Here is a 17069-nt window from a genome sequence, read left to right on the forward strand (position 1 = left end):
GGCACCCGGCGACGTGCCATGATCGGCAACGGTCCATATCGCCTCGTCAGGGAGTCATCCGTGCCCGGTCAGAACCTCACCCGTGCCGAGGCGCGCGAGCGCGCCGGGATCGTCCAGGCGCGGTCGTACGACGTCGAGCTCGACCTGACGACCTCGGCCACGACCTTCGCCTCGCGCACAACGATCCGGTTCGGGGCCACGCCGGGGGCGTCCACCTTCGTCGACCTCATCGCGCCCGCGGTGCACGCGGTGCGGCTCAACGGCCGCGACCTCGACCCCGCCGCGGTGTTCGCCGACTCCCGCATCACGCTGGACGGTCTCGCGGCCGACAACGAGCTGGTCGTGGCGGCCGACTGCGCCTACATGAACACCGGCGAGGGGCTGCACCGGTTCGTCGACCCGGTCGACGGCGAGGTGTACCTCTACTCGCAGTTCGAGGTCGCCGACTCGCGGCGCGTGTTCGCGGTGTTCGAGCAGCCGGACCTCAAGGCGACGTTCACGTTCACCGTCACCGCGCCCGCCCACTGGACGGTCATCTCCAACTCCCCCGCCGCGGCCGAGCCGGAGCCGGTCCCCGGGGCCGTGAACCGCAACGGCCGCGACACGGGCGCGCGGCGCTGGGCGTTCGCGCCGACGCCGCCGATCTCGTCGTACATCACCGCCGTCGTCGCGGGGCCCTACGCCGAGGAGCGCCGGGAGCTGACGAGCGTCGACGGGCGCACCATCCCGTTGGGCGTGTACTGCCGGGCGTCGCTGGCGCAGCACCTCGAGGCCGACGAGATCGCGGACATCACGCGGGCCGGCTTCGCCTTCTACGAGCGCGTCTTCGACCGCCCGTACCCCTTCGAGAAGTACGACCAGATCTTCGTGCCGGAGTTCAACGCCGGTGCCATGGAGAACGCGGGCGCGGTGACGTTCGTCGAGTCGTACGTGTTCCGGTCCGCGGTCCCGCAGGCGACCGTCGAACGGCGTGCGGTGACGGTGCTGCACGAGCTCGCGCACATGTGGTTCGGCGACCTGGTGACGATGCGCTGGTGGGACGACCTGTGGCTGAACGAGTCGTTCGCCGAGTTCCAGTCGACGCGCGCGACGGCCGAGGCGACGCGCTGGGCGAGCGCGTGGACCACGTTCCAGTCCCTCGAGAAGCGCTGGGCCTACGCGCAGGACCAGCTGCCCTCGACCCACCCCATCGCGGCGGACATCCGCGACCTCGAGGACGTCGAGGTCAACTTCGACGGCATCACCTACGCCAAGGGCGCGTCGGTGCTGCGCCAGCTCGTCGCGTGGGTGGGGCAGGACGAGTTCGACGCCGGCGTGCGCGCGTACTTCGCCAAGCACGCGTGGGGCAACACGTCGCTGGCCGACCTGCTGTCCGAGCTGGAGACGACGAGCGGGCGCGACCTGTCCGCGTGGTCCCGGCTGTGGCTCGAGCAGGCGGGCGTCACGCTGCTGCGCCCGCGCATCGCGACCGACGCGGACGGCGTCATCACCGCGTTCGACGTGCTCCAGGAGGTGCCCGACGAGCACCCGGTCGCCCGCCCGCACCGCCTGGCGATCGGCGGCTACGACGTGGCCGCCGACGGCACGCTCGTGCGCGCGTGGCGCGAGGAGCTCGACGTCGACGGGCCGGTCACCCCGGTGCCGGCGCTCGTCGGGCGGCCGCGCCCCGCGCTCGTCCTGGTCAACGACGACGACCTGGCCTACGCCCGGATCCGGCTCGACGAGCCCTCGCGCGCGACGGCCGCGGCCCACCTCGCCGGCTTCACCTCGTCGCTGCCGCGCTCGCTCGTCCTCGCCGCGGCCTGGGACGGGACGCGCGACGGCGAGATGTCGGCGCGCGACTACGTCGACATGATGCTGCGGTACCTGCCGCACGAGACCGACTCGACCGTGGTGCAGGTGCAGCTGCGCCAGCTGCGCACCGCGCTCGACCTCTACGTCGCGCCGGAGCACCGGGCGCAGGCGGCCGCTGCCGCGGCGGACCGGCTCGCCGCGCTGCTCGGCGACGACAGCGAGGTGGCCGGCGGCTCCGACACCCAGCTACAGCTGCTCAAGGCGTTCGCGATCCACGCGTCGACGCCCGCCCAGCTCGACCTCGTCGCCGACCTGCTCGACGGCCGCCGCACCCTGCCGGACCGCACCATCGACACGGACCTGCGCTGGGAGCTGCTGACCTCCCTGGTGGTCGGCGGGCGGGCCGGCGAGGCCGAGATCGCCGCGCAGCTGACGGCCGACGCCACGGCCACCGGCGAGCGCGCCGCCGCCGCCGCCCGTGCCGCCCTGCCGACGCCCGAGGCCAAGGCCGCCGCGTGGGCGAACCTGCTCGACAGGGACGACCTGCCGAACGCGGTCCAGGCGGCGACGATCGCCGGCTTCGGCCGGGTCCAGGACCTGTCGCTGCTGCTGCCGTTCGTCGAGCCGTACTTCGCGTCGCTCGAGCGGGTGTGGGCGAGCCGGACCAACGAGATCGCGCAGAACATCGCCTTCGGACTGCACCCGCTGGAGCTGACCGGGGACGCCCGCGTCGACGTGGTGGCTCGCACCGAGCGGTGGCTGGCCGAGCACCCCGACGCCGCCCCCGCGCTGCGCCGCATCGTGGCCGAGCAGGGCGACGACGCGCGCCGCGCGCTGGCCGCCCAGGAGGCCGACCGCCGCCGCGGCTGAGGTGGCCTCAGCCGCGGTCCATCACCGCGGCCAGCGAGGCGAGCCGGGCGTTGTCGAACAGGTCCTCGACCAGCACGACGCGCCCGGCGGAGTCGGCCAGCGGGACCTTCCAGTTGGGGTACTCGCGGTCCGTGCCGGGCTGGTTCTGCGCGCGGCGCTCCCCCACCGAGTCGGTGAGGGCGACCCCGACGAGGACCGCCGGCGTGGCCAGGACCCAGCGGTGCAGCGCCTCGACGACCTCACGCTCCGAGGGCTGGTCGCCGAGCAGCCCGCGGCCGCGCAGCGCGGCGATCATCCGCTCGCGCTCGTCGTCGGCCTCGGCCGCGACCTCCTCGACGGGCTTGGTCAGCAGCCCGAGGCGTGCCCGCAGGGCCACGTGCTCGCCGGCGAGGTAGCCGGCGGTCGGCGGCAGGTCGTGCGTGGTCACGCTCGCCAGGGTGAGGCGGCGGTACTGCTCGGGCGGCAGGGGGTTGCCGAGGTGGTCCTTCTCGAACCACAGCACGGACGTGCCGAGGATGCCGCGCTCGGCCAGGTAGTCGCGCACCCACGGCTCGACCGTGCCGAGGTCCTCCCCGATCACCACCGCGCCGGCGCGGTGCGCCTCGAGCGCGAGGATGCCGACGAGCGCCTCGTGGTCGTAGCGGACGTAGGCGCCTTCGGTCGCGGGGTGGCCCCGCGGGACCCACCACAGCCGGAACAGCCCGATGACGTGGTCGATCCGCAACGCGCCCGCGTGCCGCAGCAGGGTGCGGATCATGTCCCGGTAGGGGCGGTAGCCGGCGCGCGCGAGCGCGTCGGGGTGCCACGGCGGCTGCGACCAGTCCTGCCCCTGCTGGTTGTACATGTCCGGCGGCGCGCCCACGGTGGCGCCGGTGGCCATCACCTCGCCGAGCGCCCACGCGTCGGCCCCCTCGGGATGGGCGCCCACCGCGAGGTCGTGCATGATGCCGATCCGCATCCCGGCCTCGCGGGCCGCCCGCTGCGCGGCCGCGAGCTGCTCGTCGGCCACCCACTGCAGCCACTCGTGGAAGACGACCCGGTCGGCCAGCTCGGCACGCGCGGCGGCCACGAGGTCCGACGTGACGTCCCGCGCCGCGTCCGGCCAGCCCGTGATCCCGCCGTACCGCTCGGTGAGCGCGCACCACAGCGCGAAGGTCTCCAGGCCCGGGCTCTCGGCGGCGACGTAGTCGTCGAACGCCTGCTGCCGGGCGGGCGAGCGCGGCGCGGCGAAGACGACCTCGAGCGCCGCCTTCTTCGCCGTCCAGGCGACGTCGCGGTCGATCTGGCGCGGGTCGTCGCCGAGCGCGAGGGCCGGCTCGGCGGCCCACTCGACGAGCGCGCGGTCGGCCGACGAGAGGTACGCCGCCTCCCGCACGTCCTCGACCCGGATGTAGAGCGGGTTGACGAACCGGCGCGTCGCCGGGAGGTAGGGGCTCGGCGTCATCGGCGTCGTCGGCTCGGCGGCGGCCAGGGGGTTGACCAGGACGAAGTCGGCGCCGGAGCGCCGGCCCGCCAGGGCGACGACCTCCGCCAGGTCGCTGAGGTCGCCAACGCCCCAGGAGGCCCGTGACCGGATCGAGTACAGCTGCGCCAGGTAGCCCCACGCGCGGCGCCGCTCGAGCCCGCCGATCAGCTCGAGCCGGTCCGGGGTGACGACGACGGGGGCGTGCGCGGTCGTGTCGGGCAGCCGCGCGTACATCTCGTGCCAGCCGAGCGGCAGGTCCGCCGGCAGCGTGAACGTCGCGCGGCCGACGAGACGGCCGTCCACCGCCCGCGGCTCCACCCAGACGTCGGCCTGCACCAGGTCGCGGCGGCCGCCACCGGCCTCGTCGTCCAGCTCGATCCAGGCCGTGACCGCCTCGCCGTGCGAGACGTGCACCGGCACGTGGACCTGCCGTCCGGCGCGCACGACGACGACGGGCGGCAGCACCCGGCGCCAGGGCGCGTGGTCGACGTTCTGGAGCGCCAGCGCGATCCGCTCGGGCGACGAGGCGTCGACGCCGAGCGCGGCGAGCACCGCCACGAGCGTCTGCGCCGACGCGGCGTGGTGCCCGCCGTCGTGCCCGTGGTAGTCCGGGACCACGCCGTACGCGGCGGCGAGCCGCAGCAGCGACTCGTCGGGAGGCGTGACCGCGTCGGGCATGCGGACATCCTTCCATCGGGCACCGGGGAGCGGCTCACGGCCCGCCGGGGCGTCAGTCGACCCAGTCCAGCAGCGGCTGACCGGCGGCGACCGTCTCCCCCGGCTCGAGGAGCAGGTGGACGTCCTCGGGCACCGCCTGGAGCGCGATCACCGGGCAGATCGTCGCGTGCCCGCCGGCGGCCACGTCGAGCGGGGACCAGGTGACGATCCGCTCCCCGGCGCGCACCTGCTGGCCCGCGGCCACGTGCGGCTCGAACCCGGCACCGGCCAGCGTCACGGTGTCGATGCCGAGGTGGACCAGCACGGACCGCTCGTCGGACACCCGGATGGCGAAGGCGTGCGGGTGCAGGGCCGCGACCACCCCGTCCACTGGCGACACGACGTGCTGCACGGCCGTGCGCACCGGCTCCACGGCCACCCCGGGGCCGACCATCCCCTGCGCGAACACGACGTCCGGCACCGCGTCGAGCGCGCGGACGGTCCCGGCCACGGGGCTCGCGAGCCGCACGGCGGTCCTCTAGCGGATCGAGTCGATCTCGGCGGCGAGCCCGTCGGCCTCGGGTCCGACGATGACCTGCACCACGTGCCCGGACCGGACGACGCCGAACGCCCCCGAGGCCCGCAGCCTGGTCTCGTCGACCGCGCCCGTGTCGGTGACCTCGACGCGCAGCCGCGTGATGCACGGCTCGACGCCGACGACGTTCCCGGCGCCACCGAGCGCGGCGAGGATCTGCTCTGCCTTGCTCATCGGCCCTCCGTGTCGCTCGACGTCTGCCCAGCGTAGGGCGGTGCCGGGAGCGGCGCGAGGGCGTGTGAGGATGGGCGGGTGCGTACCGGCTCCTTCTACGAGGCGGTCGGCGGCCACGACACCTTCGTCCGGCTGGTCGACGAGTTCTACCGCGGCGTCGCGACGGACCCGGTGCTCCGCCCGCTGTACCCGGAGGAGGACCTCGCCCCGGCGGCGCAGCGGCTCACCCTCTTCCTCGAGCAGTACTGGGGCGGACCGACGACCTACTCGCAGACCCGCGGCCACCCGCGGTTGCGCCTGCGGCACGCGCCCTTCGCGGTGAACCCGGAGGCCCGGGACCGGTGGCTCATGCACATGCGCGCCGCGCTCGACACACTCGGTCTCGCGCCCCTGCCGAAGGCGGAGCTGTGGGACTACCTGGAGCGGGCCGCGCACTCACTCGTCAACACCTTCGAGGAGTAGCGACGAACGACGACCCGATCCAGCCGGTGCTGGACGCGCTCGACCTGCGGCCCGGGGACGCGCCGGACACGTTCACGGGCGACAACCTGCGGGTGCCGACCCGGCGGGTGTTCGGCGGGCAGGTCCTCGCCCAGTCGCTGCTCGCGGCCGGCCGCACGGTCGACCCCGGCCGGCTGCCCCACTCGCTGCACGGCTACTTCCTTCGCCCGGGCGACGTCGCCGCGCCGATCCGGTTCGACGTGGAGCGCCTGCGCGACGGGCGCTCCTTCAGCGCCCGGCGCACCCACGCGCGGCAGGGCGAGGGCCCGATCCTGTCGATGAGCGCCTCGTTCCAGGAGGAGCAGCCCGGCATCGACTTCGCCGAGCGGCCGCCCCGCGGGATCCCCGGACCCGAGGACGTCCCCTCGGCGGCCGAGCACCTCGCGGCGGTCGACCACCCCGTCGCCCGGTTCTGGACCGAGAGCGCCTTCGACCTGCGGCACGTGGGCGGCGCCGTCTACGTGCACCCGGACCGCGAGCGCACCGGCCGCCAGCTCGTCTGGCTGCGGACGCGCGGCGCGGTCCCGGACGACCAGCTGCTCCACCGCGCCCTCCTCGCCTACGCGTGCGACCAGGTGATGCTCGAGCCGATCCTGCGGCACGCCGGCCTGTCCTGGTCGTCGGACGGCCTGTCGATCGCGTCGCTCGACCACGCGATGTGGTGGCACCGGGACGTCCGCGTCGACGACTGGCTGCTCTTCGTCCAGAACTCCCCGTCCGGGCAGGGCGGGCGCGGCCTGGGCGCCGCGCGCGTGTTCGACCGGGACGGCGTGCTCGTCGCGTCCATCGCGCAGGAAGGCATGGTGCGGGTGCCGCTCGGGTAGCCGTCGCGCCCCTAGTGCCGGCGCCGGAAGACGATCGGCTCCCCGACGTACGGCTCCCACGCCCTGCGCTGCTCCTCCTGGATCCGGCGCGGCCGGCCGGTCGAAGCCTCCACGAGGACGATCGTCGCCGTCGAGCGGGCGTACACGGCCGGGTCCGGCCCCTCGTCGCGCACCTCGTAGCAGACGTCGATGCTCGCGCCGCCGAGCCGCCCGATCCACAGGTCGACGATCACGGGCGTGCGCCGGTAGCCCAGCGGCAGGAGGTACTCGATCTCCTGGCGTGCGACGAGCGTCGCCAGCTCCGCGCCGGGGCCGCCGTCCAGCACCGCGGTCGGCCAGGCGTCCTCGCGCTCGTCGTGCCGCCAGAACGCCTCGATCCGCGCCTCCTCCAGCAGCTGGAGCATCGCCGCGTTGTTGACGTGCCGGTACGCATCGACGTCGCCCCAGCGCAGCTGCACCGGGACCGCGAGCCTGGCCATGGTTCCCCCTTCGTCGTCGAGCGCCATCCTGCCCCTGCCCGTGCCCGACGAACGAACGCGCCCACCCCGCGAACGGCCGGCCCGAGGGCGCGTCAGGCGCGGGTCGCGGCGCGGGCGGCCTGGCGTCGGCACGTGTCCAGGGCGGCCAGCTCGTCCGCCACCGGTGCCAGCACGCGCTCGCGGGCGACGCGGCCGACCGCCGCCGTCAGCCGTCGGCGGGCGGCCCGGGCCCGGCGGCGCCCGGCCAGGCGGGCCACCAGCGCCGCGAGGCCCGCGACGAGCCAGCCGGCCACGACGCCGCCGACCGCCAGCCACGTCGGCACCGGCAGGGCACCCCAGTGGGGCATCGCGAGGGGCGGCAGGCGCAGGTAGCCCACGAGCCAGACGGCCCCGAGCCACGCCAGCCCCGCGACCGCCGCCGCGAGCAGCAGCCACTGCACCCCTCCGACCACCCGCCACCACGCCGCGGGACGGTCGGCGAGCAGGGGCGTGCCGGCGACCGCGCGGTCGAGGTCGTCGGCGAGGCCGTCGGTCGTCGTGCGCTCGCGCGCGGCGACCTGCCAGGCCTCGGGCGCGTCCGCCATCGCCTCACCGACCAGGTCGCGGGCGGCGACGGCCGCGCGGGCCCTGGCCGTCGCTCCCGCCGGCGGCAGCGACGTGGGCTCGGGCAGCCCGCTCGGGACGCCGCCGAGGTGGAGCCGGCGCAGCGGATCCGGTCGGAACCGGGCCAACCACCGCAGCGGCGGCCAGCCCGTCCGGGCTCCGGCCCGCCGGACCGTCGCGCGACGAACCGCGTCGGTCACCAGGTCGACACCCGCGACCTGCGCGAACGCGGCCACGAGCCGGTCCGTCGCGGCGGCCCTGACCGTCGGCGGGGTCCCCGAGCCGCAGGCCGCGACCACCCGCTCGGCCACCGCGCGCTCGTCGGCCGCCCACCGCCCGGCGGCCGCATGCCGCCGGGCCGTCGCCTGCGCGAGGACGCCGCGCAGGTCGTCGACGCCCTGACCGGTCCGCGCCGAGACCGCGAGCGTGCGCACGTCGCCGAGGCCGTCGGCGGCGGCCAGCCGCCGCAGGTCGACGAGGACGGCCGAGGTCTGCGCCGCGTCGAGCCGGTCCGCCTGGTTGAGCACCAGCACGGTCACCGACTCGTGCCCGGCCCAGCCGCGCAGGTAGCGCGTGTGCAGCGCCGCGTCGGCGTACTTCTGGGGGTCGACGACCCACACCAGCAGGTCGGCGCGCTGCACCAGCCGGTCGGCCCGCACCCGGTGCTCCTCGACGATCGAGTCGAGGTCGGGCAGGTCGAGGAGCACCAGGCCGGCGGCCTGCGCCGCGCCGGCCGCGCCGCGACGCCGCAGCCGTGCGGCGACCCCCGGTCCCATGTCGCGGCGCTCCCGCACGGCCAGCCAGTCGAGCAGCGGGCCCGCGCCCGGCCCCCACACGGCCGCGAGCGCGTGCGCGGTCGTCGGGCGCTGCACCCCCGTCCTCGCCAGGTCGACCCCCGCCAGCGCGTTGAGCAGCGACGACTTGCCGGACCCGGTGGCCCCGGCGAGCGCGACGACCGTGTGCTCGGCGGACAGGCCCGCCCGCTCGGTGGCCCGCTGCACCACCGCACGCCCCTCCGCGACGAGGTCGGCCGGCAGGCGCCCCTCGCCCGCGTCGAGCGCGGCGGTGAGCGCCTCCCCCCGCTCCGCGAGCGTCAGCGCCGCCACGGTGGCCCCCCGGCATCGGGACCGGCCGGGCCCCGTCGAGCCGGCGTCATCGCCGACCCCGTCCGAACAGCCGGCGCCACAGCCCGCCCGGGCCGGGCCCGCCGTCGCGCCCACCGCCGGCGCCCCGCAGCACGGTGGCGGCGCCCCGCCGTGGCGTCTCGGCCGCCGGGCGCGCGCTCCGCTCGTCGTGCGCCGCCACCTCGACGGCGTGCGCGGCGGCCCGCAGCGCGTCGCCGCCCGCGATCGCGCCGTGCGCGTGGAGCAGCGCGGTGTAGCGCGCCGCCTCCGCACCCAGCACCAGCCGCACCCGCTCGTCGAGCCGCTCCCGCGCCAGGGTGGTGAGCCGCCGCACGGCGTCGTCGCCGAACACGGCCTCGAGGAGCTTCTGCGCCACGACCGCGGTGCCGCCGGCGATCCCGACCTCGACGCCCGTCAGGCCGCCCGTCGACGCGAACGCCACGACCATGAGCGCCACGCCCGCCGCGTTGACCCCGAAGGACAGGTAGCGCGCCGTGCCGCGCCGGGAGGCCCCTTGCTCCCGGACGAGCTCGAGGACGTCGCCCTGCCACCCGCGCACCTGCTCGGCGGCGCCCGCGCGCAGCCCGGCGGACGACCGCGCGAGGTCCGCGCCGACCACGAGCGGCCCGCCGGCGGGGTCCGTGCGCCACGCCGCGTGGGTCCGCTCCGCGGCCTCGTCGGCCGCGTCGAGCAGCACCCCCTCCAGTCCCGAGGCGATCGCCTGCTCCACGCGCGGCTGGGCCGGCCGGCCACGGACCAGGTCGGTGAGCCGGTCCCGCAGCCGGCCCACGCCCTGCTCGATCGACCGGAACAGCTCCCCGGTGCCGACGAGCTCCTGCCACCGTGACAGCACCTCGCCCCGCAGCATGGCGCCGTCCGAGGTGACGGCCTCGACGCGCGCCACCGCCTCGGCGTAGCGCCGCTCCACGACGCGCCGCAACCGCTCGTCGGCCACCACCTGCTCGTCGGCGGCGCGCGCGAGCGCGAGCCCCCGCCGCACCAGGTCCTCCACCACGCCGTCCCGGGTCGCCTGCGCCACCGCCCGGCGCGCGGGCGCATCCGCGCCGAGCTCGGACAGCCACCGGGCGATCGGGCCGACGACCTCCTCCGGCAGCAGGCCCTCGGCCAGCTCGGTCTCGGGCAGGACGAACAGCGGCGCCCCGGCCAGGTCGTTGCCGTCCATCAGGCGGCGCAGGTCGTCGACGACCGCCTCCGCGCCCCGGTCGACCCGGTCGACGACGAGCGCCACCTGGGCGTGCCGCAGGGCCGCCCCGCGCAGGAGCGCCCACGGCACCGCATCGGCGTAGCGGGCGGCGGTCGTGACGAACAGCCAGAGGTCGGCCGCCGCCAGCAGGCGCTCCGCCAGGGCTCGGTTCGCCTCCTCGACCGAGTCGATGTCCGGGGCGTCGAGCAGCGCCAACCCGGGCGGCAGGGCCGCCGAGGCGACGAGCCGCACGCCGGAGGGCAGCGACGCCGCGCCCTGCCCGCCGTACCACGGCCCGTCCTGCGGGTGGTGCACGAGGACCGGGGACCGGGTCGTCGGCCGCAGCACGCCCGGCGCCGAGACCTCCTCGCCGAGCAGGGAGTTGACGAGGGTCGACTTGCCGGCGCCGGTCGAGCCGCCGACGACGACGAGCAGCGGCGCCGCGGGCGCGGCCAGCCGCGGCAGCACGTACGCGTCGAGCTGGAAGACGGCGGCCTGGCGGTCGGCGCGCGCCGCAACGACACCGGGCGTCTGCAGCGGCAGGCGCAGCGCAGCCAGCAGCTCACGCAGCTCGTTCAGCGACGTGACGAGGGCTGCGTCCGCCGGCCGCGCGCCCTCCGTCATGGGCACAGTGTGCCCATGACCACCGAACGCCGCAGGTCAGGAGCGGACGTCAGTCACGGCGCAGCTTGCGGTACGTCACGCGGTGGGGGCGCGCCGCGTCCTGGCCGAGCCGGGCCACCTTGTTCTCCTCGTACGAGGCGAAGTTCCCCTCGAACCAGTACCACCGCGCGGGGTCGTCCTCGGTGCCCTCGTAGGCCAGGATGTGCGTCGCGACACGGTCGAGGAACCACCGGTCGTGCGAGACGACGACGGCGCAGCCGGGGAACTCGAGCAGGGCGTTCTCCAGGGAGGCCAGCGTGTCCACGTCGAGGTCGTTCGTCGGCTCGTCGAGCAGCAGCAGGTTGCCGCCCTGCTTGAGCGTCAGCGCCAGGTTCAGCCGGTTGCGCTCGCCGCCGGACAGGACGCCGGCCGGCTTCTGCTGGTCCGGGCCCTTGAACCCGAACGACGCGACGTAGGCCCGCGACGGGATCTCGACGTTGCCGACCTTGATGATGTCCAGGCCGTCGGAGACGACCTCCCACAGGGTCTTCTTGGGGTCGATGCCCGCGCGGCTCTGGTCGACGTACGAGATCGAGACGGTCTCGCCGACCTTGAGGGCGCCGGCGTCCAGGGGCTCGAGCCCGACGATCGTCTTGAAGAGCGTCGTCTTGCCGACGCCGTTGGGGCCGATGACGCCGACGATGCCGTTGCGCGGCAGCGTGAACGACAGGTCCTCGATGAGCTGGCGGTCGCCGAAGCCCTTCTCGAGCTTCGTCGCCTCGAGCACCACCGAGCCGAGCCGCGGCCCCGGCGGGATCTGGATCTCCTCGAAGTCGAGCTTGCGCGTGCGGTCGGCCTCGGCGGCCATCTCCTCGTACCGCTGGAGGCGGGCCTTGCTCTTGGCCTGCCGGCCCTTGGCGCTCTGGCGCACCCACTCCAGCTCCTCCGAGAGGCGCTTGGCGAGCTTGGCGTCCTTGCGGCCCTGGACCTCGAGGCGCTGGGCCTTCTTCTCCAGGTAGGTGGAGTAGTTGCCCTCGTACGGGTACAGGCGTCCGCGGTCGACCTCGCAGATCCACCCGGCGACGTTGTCCAGGAAGTAGCGGTCGTGGGTGACCGCCAGCACGGCGCCGTGGTAGGAGGCGAGGTGCTGCTCCAGCCACTGCACCGACTCGGCGTCGAGGTGGTTCGTCGGCTCGTCGAGCAGCAGCAGGTCGGGCTTCTCCAGCAGCAGCTTGCACAGCGCGACGCGGCGCCGCTCGCCGCCGGAGAGCACCTTGACGTCGGTGTCCGGCGGCGGGCAGCGCAGCGCGTCCATCGCCTGCTCGAGCTGGGAGTCGAGGTCCCAGGCGTCCGCGTGGTCGATCGCCTCCTGCAGGTGGCCCATCTCGGTGAGCAGCGCGTCGTAGTCGGCGTCCGGGTCGGCCATGAGGGCGGAGATCTCGTTGAAGCGGTCGACCTTGGCCTTGATCTCGGCGACGCCCTCCTGGACGTTGCCGAGCACGGTCTTGTCGTCGTTGAGCGGGGGCTCCTGCTGCAGGATCCCGACGCTGAACCCCGGCGCGAGCCGCGCCTCGCCGTTGGAGGGCGTGTCCAGGCCCGCCATGATGCGCAGGATCGTCGACTTGCCGGCGCCGTTGGGCCCGACGACGCCGATCTTGGCGCCGGGCAGGAAGTTCAGCGAGACGTCGTCGAGGATGACCTTGTCGCCGTGCGCCTTGCGCGCCTTGTACATGGTGTAGATGAACTCAGCCACGCCTGATCGTCCGCTCCGGGGGTTCGGTGGGGGTTCGCGCGGGCCACGCCGCGCCGGTCCACCAGCGTAGGCGATCAGCCGGCGAACGCCTCGGCCAGGTCCTCCTCGTCAACGTCCCGGTCCACGTCCCGATCCACGTCCCGGTCCACGGCGAGGTCGTCCTCGTCGAGCTCGTCGTCCGGCTCGTCGTCCCCGTCCTGGTCGGCGGGGGCCTCGACGAGCGCCGAGACGTCCACGGCCGGCGCCTCGGACGGTCCGTGCGAGCCGCCGAGCGTCCGCTCGAGCCTCGTCGTGCCGAACACGAGGTCGTGGCCGAGCGCCGTCGCCTCGATGACCAGCGTCGTGTGCGTCCCCTCCGGGTTCACCCACTCCTGCGTGCGGAGCTTGCCGGTGACGACGACGGGCTCGCCCTTGCGCAGCGACTGCACGACGTTGGCGGCCACGTGCCGCCAGACCTTGACCGTGTACCACTGGGTCGGGGTGTCCTTGTACGCCTGGGTCGCGCGGTCGAAGACGCGCTGCGTGCTGCCGAGCCGGAAGGACGCGTACGGGACGCCGCCCTCCTTGCCGACCGAGAACCGGACCGACGAGCCGACGAAGCCGGTGACCGTCAGCGTGGACTGGGTGCTCATGGTGCCTCCCTCGCGTGGCCCCGACCGTCGCGGGGCCTGTGGGTGGCACCCTTGCGGGCGGCGCGCGGGGCGCCGGCTCGGCGCGACCCGCCCGGTGCGACGTGGCACCCCGCCGTCGGGCTGTGGGCGGCTCGGACGACGGCGCCGCCGGCCCCGCGCCCGCGCGGCGCGGTCGGCGGAGGTCAGGCGCGCGTCGCCGCGGTCCGGGCCGCGGCGACGAGCTCGCGGGCCCGCCGGTGCTCGGCCATGACCTCCTGCGTCGGCTCGACGAGCCCGGACACGGCCACCGCCTCCACCGCGGCCCGCCCGTCGGCCGTGACGGTCGCCGCGCGGCGCCGGCCCGCACGGGCCCGCAGCCCCGCCGCCGACCACAGCGCGACCAGCGCCGCGACGACGGCGCCCACGGCGCCGCCGACGAGCGCCCAGGACAGGGCGCCGCCACCCAGCCGGAGCCCGGTGGCCAGCCCGCCGAGCGCCAGCGCGAGGACCCCGAGCACGCCGGCCAGGACCACCAGCGCCGCGGCCCCACGCGACGGTCGCGCCGCGAGCGTCACCCGGGCCAGGGCGGCCGTGAGGGCGTCGCGCAGCTCGTCGACCCCCGCGACGCGCCTCGTCACGTCCAGGCCCCAGGCGCGCGGCAGCCCGTCGGTGGCGGTGTCCAGCCAGGACGAGCGGACCAGCCCGACCGCGTCGGCCGGGACCGCCCCGAGCTCGGGCACGCCGCCCGACCCGCCGCGCACCACGGCACCGACGGCGTCGGAGACGGCCGGCAGGCCGACCGCGTCGGTCAGCGCGTCGACGACGGGCGTCACCGCGAGCCGGGCCGGCGCCGGCTCCGCCGCACCGAGCCGGCCGCCCAGCTCGCGCGCCGCGTCGTCGACCTCGGTGCCCGCGCGCAGGGCCGCCGACGACCGCTGACCCACGACGCCCGCGAGCTCGGCCCGCACCGTGTCGATCCCCTCGCCGGTCCGGGCGGAGGCCCGGAGCACCCCGACCCCCGGCAGCCCGTCCTCGACGAGCAGCCGCCGCAGGTCGTCGGCCAGCTCGCCGCGCACCTCCGGGGCCAGCGTGTCCAGCTGGTTGAGCACGACGACCATGGACGCCTGGTGCCCGACGAGCCGCTGCAGGTAGCCCGTGTGCAGGGCATCGTCGGCGTACTTCTGCGGGTCGACCACCCACACGAGCAGGTCGGCGAGCGGCACCACGCGGTCGACCACCTGGCGGTGCTCGGGCGAGACCGAGTCGTGGTCGGGCAGGTCCAGCAGCACCAGACCCCGCAGCGGGGCCTGGTCGTCGGCGTCGAGCTCGCTCTCCCGCTGGATCCGGTCGTCGGGACCGACGCCCAGCCAGTCGAGCAGCGGCTCCCCGTCGGCGCCCCACACGCAGGCCGTGACGCGCGACGTCGTCGGGCGCTTGACCCCGACCTCGGCGAACTCGAGTCCGGCGATCGCGTTGAACAGCGAGGACTTGCCGGAGCCGGTGCCCCCGGCGAGCGCCACCACGGTCTGGTCCACGCCGAGCTCGAGCCGCTCGCGCACCTGCGCGGCGGTCCGGCGGACCCGCGCCGCGACGGCGCCCGGGACCCGGGAGCCCGCGACGTCGAGCGCCTCGAGCAGCGCCTCGACCCGGCGCTGCAGGTCCGCGGTGTCGGCGCCGTGCACCGCGCCGGTGGTGGTCACGTGAGCCCCTTGAGCACGGCCAGGCGCAGCCGCAGCCGGGAGGACGCGTCGGCCGCCAGGTCGGGGTCCGCCAGCGGGGCGCCGAACGTCGCCCGCTCCAGGTCGACCTGGGCCGCCGCGAGCGACGCCAGCTCGTCGCGCAGCGAGGCGACCGCCGCGGTGCCGGCCTCCCCGAGGAGGGCCTGCAGCAGGTCCGCCGCCTCGGACAACCCGCCGGCAGCGGCGAGCGCCACCGGTGCCAGCACGCCGTCGCCGGTGACCGCGAGCGCCTTGGCGCGGCGGCGGGCCTGGCGGCCCCGCACCGGCGGGTGCGCGGCGAGCGCCGCCGTGACGGTCCGGGTCCCCTGCGCCACCCACGCGCGGGCCGCAGCCTCCGCGGCCGAGTCGCGGTCCTGGCCGCGCGAGCCGACCGGTGTCCCGGCCAGGACGACCGACGCCCCCGCCGGCGCGTCCGGGGCGCCCAGCGCCGCCCGCAGCGCCTCCTCGGCCCGTTCCCCCGCCACGACCAGGGTCGCGGCGGCGGACCGCACCAGGTCGTCGAGCAGCGGAGCGCACGCCGCCCGGCGCCCCGCGGCCTTCCGGGCGGAGCCCCGCGGTGCGCCCGACGCGGACAGCAGGCCCGCGAGCGGCCCACCCACCGCCGTCAGCTGCGCCCACCGGGCCCGCACCGCACCGTCGGCCACGACACCCGACAGCGCGTGCGCCCTGGACCGCTCGCGCGGGGCGGCGACCGCGGTGTCGAGCGTCGCGCCGATCGCGCCGGCCGCGTCCGCCTGGCGCTGCACCGCGTCGGCCAGCTCGTCGACCCAGGACCGGAGCGCCGTCAGCGAGCCCCGCAGCGTGCGGGCGATCACCGTGCGCGCCCGGTCGGGTCCCGCGAGCATCGCCAGCCAGCGCCGGATCGGGGCGATGACGGCCGGCGGCAACATCGCCACCTCGCGGCCCAGGTCGGGCACGACGAAGAGCGGCGAGCCCTCCAGCCCGTGCGTGCGCAGCCGGTCGAGCAGGTCGCCGCGCACCGTCGGCAGCGACTCGGTCGGCACGCGGTTGAGCACCATCGCGACCGTGGTGCTGCGCTCGACGGCGTCCTCGAGCACGCGCCAGGGCAGGGCGTCGCCGTAGCGGGCGGCCGTGGTCACGAACAGCCAGAGGTCGGCGGCCTCCATGAGGCGGTGCGCCGTCTCACGGTTGGACTCCAGCACGGAGTCGAGGTCCGGCGCGTCGAGCAGCGCGATGCCACGCGGCACGGCCTCGTCGGAGGCGACCGTCACCTCGGCGAGCACGGGGTGGTGCGCGAGCAGCTCCGCGTCGGCCGGGTTGTGCACCAGCACCGGGCGCTTGGTCGTCGGCCGCAGCACGCCGGCCGCGGTGACCTCGGCGCCGACCAGGGAGTTGACCAGCGTGGACTTCCCCGCGCCCGTGGACCCGGACAGCACGACGACGGCCGGGGCCGACAGCTCCGTCAGCCGCGGGATGAGGTGCTCCGTCAGCTGGTCGACGAGGCGCGCCCGCGACGCGCGCGCGGACGCGACGTCGTCGAGCTCGAGCGGGAACGAGGTGTCGTCGACGTCCCGGCGCAGGTCCTTGATCGCGTCGAGGAGGGACGTCGCCGCCAGCGGCCGCTCGAGCACCGACGCCGGGTCCTCGCTCCGGTGCCGGGCATGGTCCACCGTCGCGGCTGACGGATCGGACCCACTCACGGGCTCATTGTCGTGGCGCATGGCTGATCAGGCCAAACATGGTGCCGACGGTGTCGCGGCCCGTGATGACCGGCCGACGGAAAAAGGCGTGACGCGCGCCACAGCCAGATGGTGTGGTGGTCCCACCGCAACGAACAACCGGGCTCCTGAGATGGGCCTGGCACCGCCACGCCCACGAGGCGCAGTGCGAGACCCCAGCCATCCCACGAGGAGCACCGTCATGAACCCACAGATCGCCTTCGAGCTGGCCGTGCTCGAGCACGTCGCCCGCGTCGAGGAGACGCGTCGCGAGCTCCGGCGCCGGCGCCTTGCCCGTCGTCGACCGCGATGGCACGCCTTCTGGCGCCCGCCGTCCGGCCGCGACTCGCAGGCGCTCGCCGCCTAGCAGGGCCAGGGCAGCACACGGACCCGC

14 protein-coding genes are annotated in these 17069 nt (G+C 76.0%); 4 read left to right on the forward strand and 10 right to left on the reverse strand.

All coding sequences use genetic code 11. The annotated features are described in order from the left end of the window. The first annotated feature begins 60 nt into the window (after positions 1-60). Complete coding sequence (gene pepN, locus BGO37_RS12865; RefSeq protein ID WP_291755475.1) at positions 61-2664, forward strand: aminopeptidase N; 2604 nt, start codon at positions 61-63, stop codon at positions 2662-2664. A 7-nt stretch (positions 2665-2671) separates the two neighbouring features. Here the strand turns inward: pepN and malQ are convergent, their stop codons facing one another. From malQ to BGO37_RS12880, 3 genes are read right to left on the reverse strand one after another with little or no spacing between them, the layout of a single operon-like run. Continuing rightward, positions 2672-4807, reverse strand: a complete 2136-nt coding sequence (malQ, locus tag BGO37_RS12870; protein ID WP_291755476.1) for a 4-alpha-glucanotransferase — start codon at positions 4805-4807, stop codon at positions 2672-2674. Positions 4808-4859: 52 nt separating this feature from the next. Further along, positions 4860-5315, reverse strand: coding sequence for a PTS glucose transporter subunit IIA (locus tag BGO37_RS12875; RefSeq protein WP_291755478.1), 456 nt, complete (start codon positions 5313-5315; stop codon positions 4860-4862). A gap of 9 nt (positions 5316-5324) precedes the next feature. Continuing rightward, the gene (locus BGO37_RS12880; RefSeq protein ID WP_291755479.1) at positions 5325-5555 is read right to left on the reverse strand and encodes a PTS glucose/sucrose transporter subunit IIB; all 231 of its coding nucleotides are present in this window, start codon (positions 5553-5555) and stop codon (positions 5325-5327) included. A 78-nt stretch (positions 5556-5633) separates the two neighbouring features. Between BGO37_RS12880 and BGO37_RS12885 the strand changes: the two genes are divergently transcribed. Beyond that, positions 5634-6017, forward strand: a complete 384-nt coding sequence (locus BGO37_RS12885) for a globin (RefSeq protein WP_291755481.1) — start codon at positions 5634-5636, stop codon at positions 6015-6017. Positions 6018-6043: 26 nt separating this feature from the next. After that, the gene (locus BGO37_RS12890; RefSeq protein WP_291755483.1) at positions 6044-6880 is read left to right on the forward strand and encodes an acyl-CoA thioesterase II; all 837 of its coding nucleotides are present in this window, start codon (positions 6044-6046) and stop codon (positions 6878-6880) included. A gap of 11 nt (positions 6881-6891) precedes the next feature. Here BGO37_RS12890 and BGO37_RS12895 read toward each other — a convergent pair whose 3' ends face one another. The 7 genes from BGO37_RS12895 to BGO37_RS12925 form a co-directional block, all read right to left on the reverse strand. Continuing rightward, a complete protein-coding gene (locus BGO37_RS12895; protein WP_291755485.1) occupies positions 6892-7359 on the reverse strand; it encodes a thioesterase family protein in 468 nt (155 codons plus the stop codon). A gap of 92 nt (positions 7360-7451) precedes the next feature. After that, positions 7452-9068 carry a GTPase gene (locus BGO37_RS12900; protein ID WP_291755486.1) on the reverse strand — a complete coding sequence of 539 codons (1617 nt, stop codon included), beginning with the start codon at positions 9066-9068 and terminating at the stop codon, positions 7452-7454. A 46-nt stretch (positions 9069-9114) separates the two neighbouring features. Beyond that, complete coding sequence (locus BGO37_RS12905) at positions 9115-10914, reverse strand: GTPase domain-containing protein (protein ID WP_291755487.1); 1800 nt, start codon at positions 10912-10914, stop codon at positions 9115-9117. Positions 10915-10963: 49 nt separating this feature from the next. After that, the gene (gene ettA / locus BGO37_RS12910) at positions 10964-12646 is read right to left on the reverse strand and encodes an energy-dependent translational throttle protein EttA (protein ID WP_291755488.1); all 1683 of its coding nucleotides are present in this window, start codon (positions 12644-12646) and stop codon (positions 10964-10966) included. Positions 12647-12720: 74 nt separating this feature from the next. Then, complete coding sequence (locus BGO37_RS12915; RefSeq protein ID WP_291755489.1) at positions 12721-13278, reverse strand: single-stranded DNA-binding protein; 558 nt, start codon at positions 13276-13278, stop codon at positions 12721-12723. Between the two features lie 182 nt (positions 13279-13460). After that, on the reverse strand, positions 13461-14957 hold the full coding sequence (locus BGO37_RS12920) for a GTPase (RefSeq protein ID WP_291755490.1): 1497 nt from the start codon (positions 14955-14957) through the stop codon (positions 13461-13463). After that, positions 14954-16657 (reverse strand): GTPase, encoded by a 1704-nt coding sequence (locus BGO37_RS12925; RefSeq protein ID WP_291755491.1) that lies wholly within the window; start codon positions 16655-16657, stop codon positions 14954-14956. Before BGO37_RS12925 ends, BGO37_RS12920 begins: the two co-directional genes overlap by 4 nt. 220 nt (positions 16658-16877) lie before the next feature. On the opposite strand from BGO37_RS12925, the gene BGO37_RS12930 reads away from it, so the two are divergent. Beyond that, entirely contained in the window at positions 16878-17042 is a 165-nt protein-coding gene (locus BGO37_RS12930) for a hypothetical protein (protein WP_291755492.1), read from the forward strand. Positions 17043-17069 lie beyond the last annotated feature (27 nt).

Source organism: Cellulomonas sp. 73-92 (genome assembly GCF_001898175.1).
Lineage (GTDB): Bacteria > Actinomycetota > Actinomycetes > Actinomycetales > Cellulomonadaceae > Cellulomonas.

Coding starts and splice junctions, on each gene's coding strand:
- malQ (WP_291755476.1), bottom strand. CDS start 4,807: ATGCCCGACGCGGTCACGCCTCCCGACGAGTCGCTGCTGCGGCTCGCC.
- BGO37_RS12880 (WP_291755479.1), bottom strand. CDS start 5,555: ATGAGCAAGGCAGAGCAGATCCTCGCCGCGCTCGGTGGCGCCGGGAAC.
- BGO37_RS12895 (WP_291755485.1), bottom strand. CDS start 7,359: ATGGCCAGGCTCGCGGTCCCGGTGCAGCTGCGCTGGGGCGACGTCGAT.
- BGO37_RS12905 (WP_291755487.1), bottom strand. CDS start 10,914: ATGACGGAGGGCGCGCGGCCGGCGGACGCAGCCCTCGTCACGTCGCTG.
- BGO37_RS12915 (WP_291755489.1), bottom strand. CDS start 13,278: ATGAGCACCCAGTCCACGCTGACGGTCACCGGCTTCGTCGGCTCGTCG.
- BGO37_RS12930 (WP_291755492.1), top strand. CDS start 16,878: ATGAACCCACAGATCGCCTTCGAGCTGGCCGTGCTCGAGCACGTCGCC.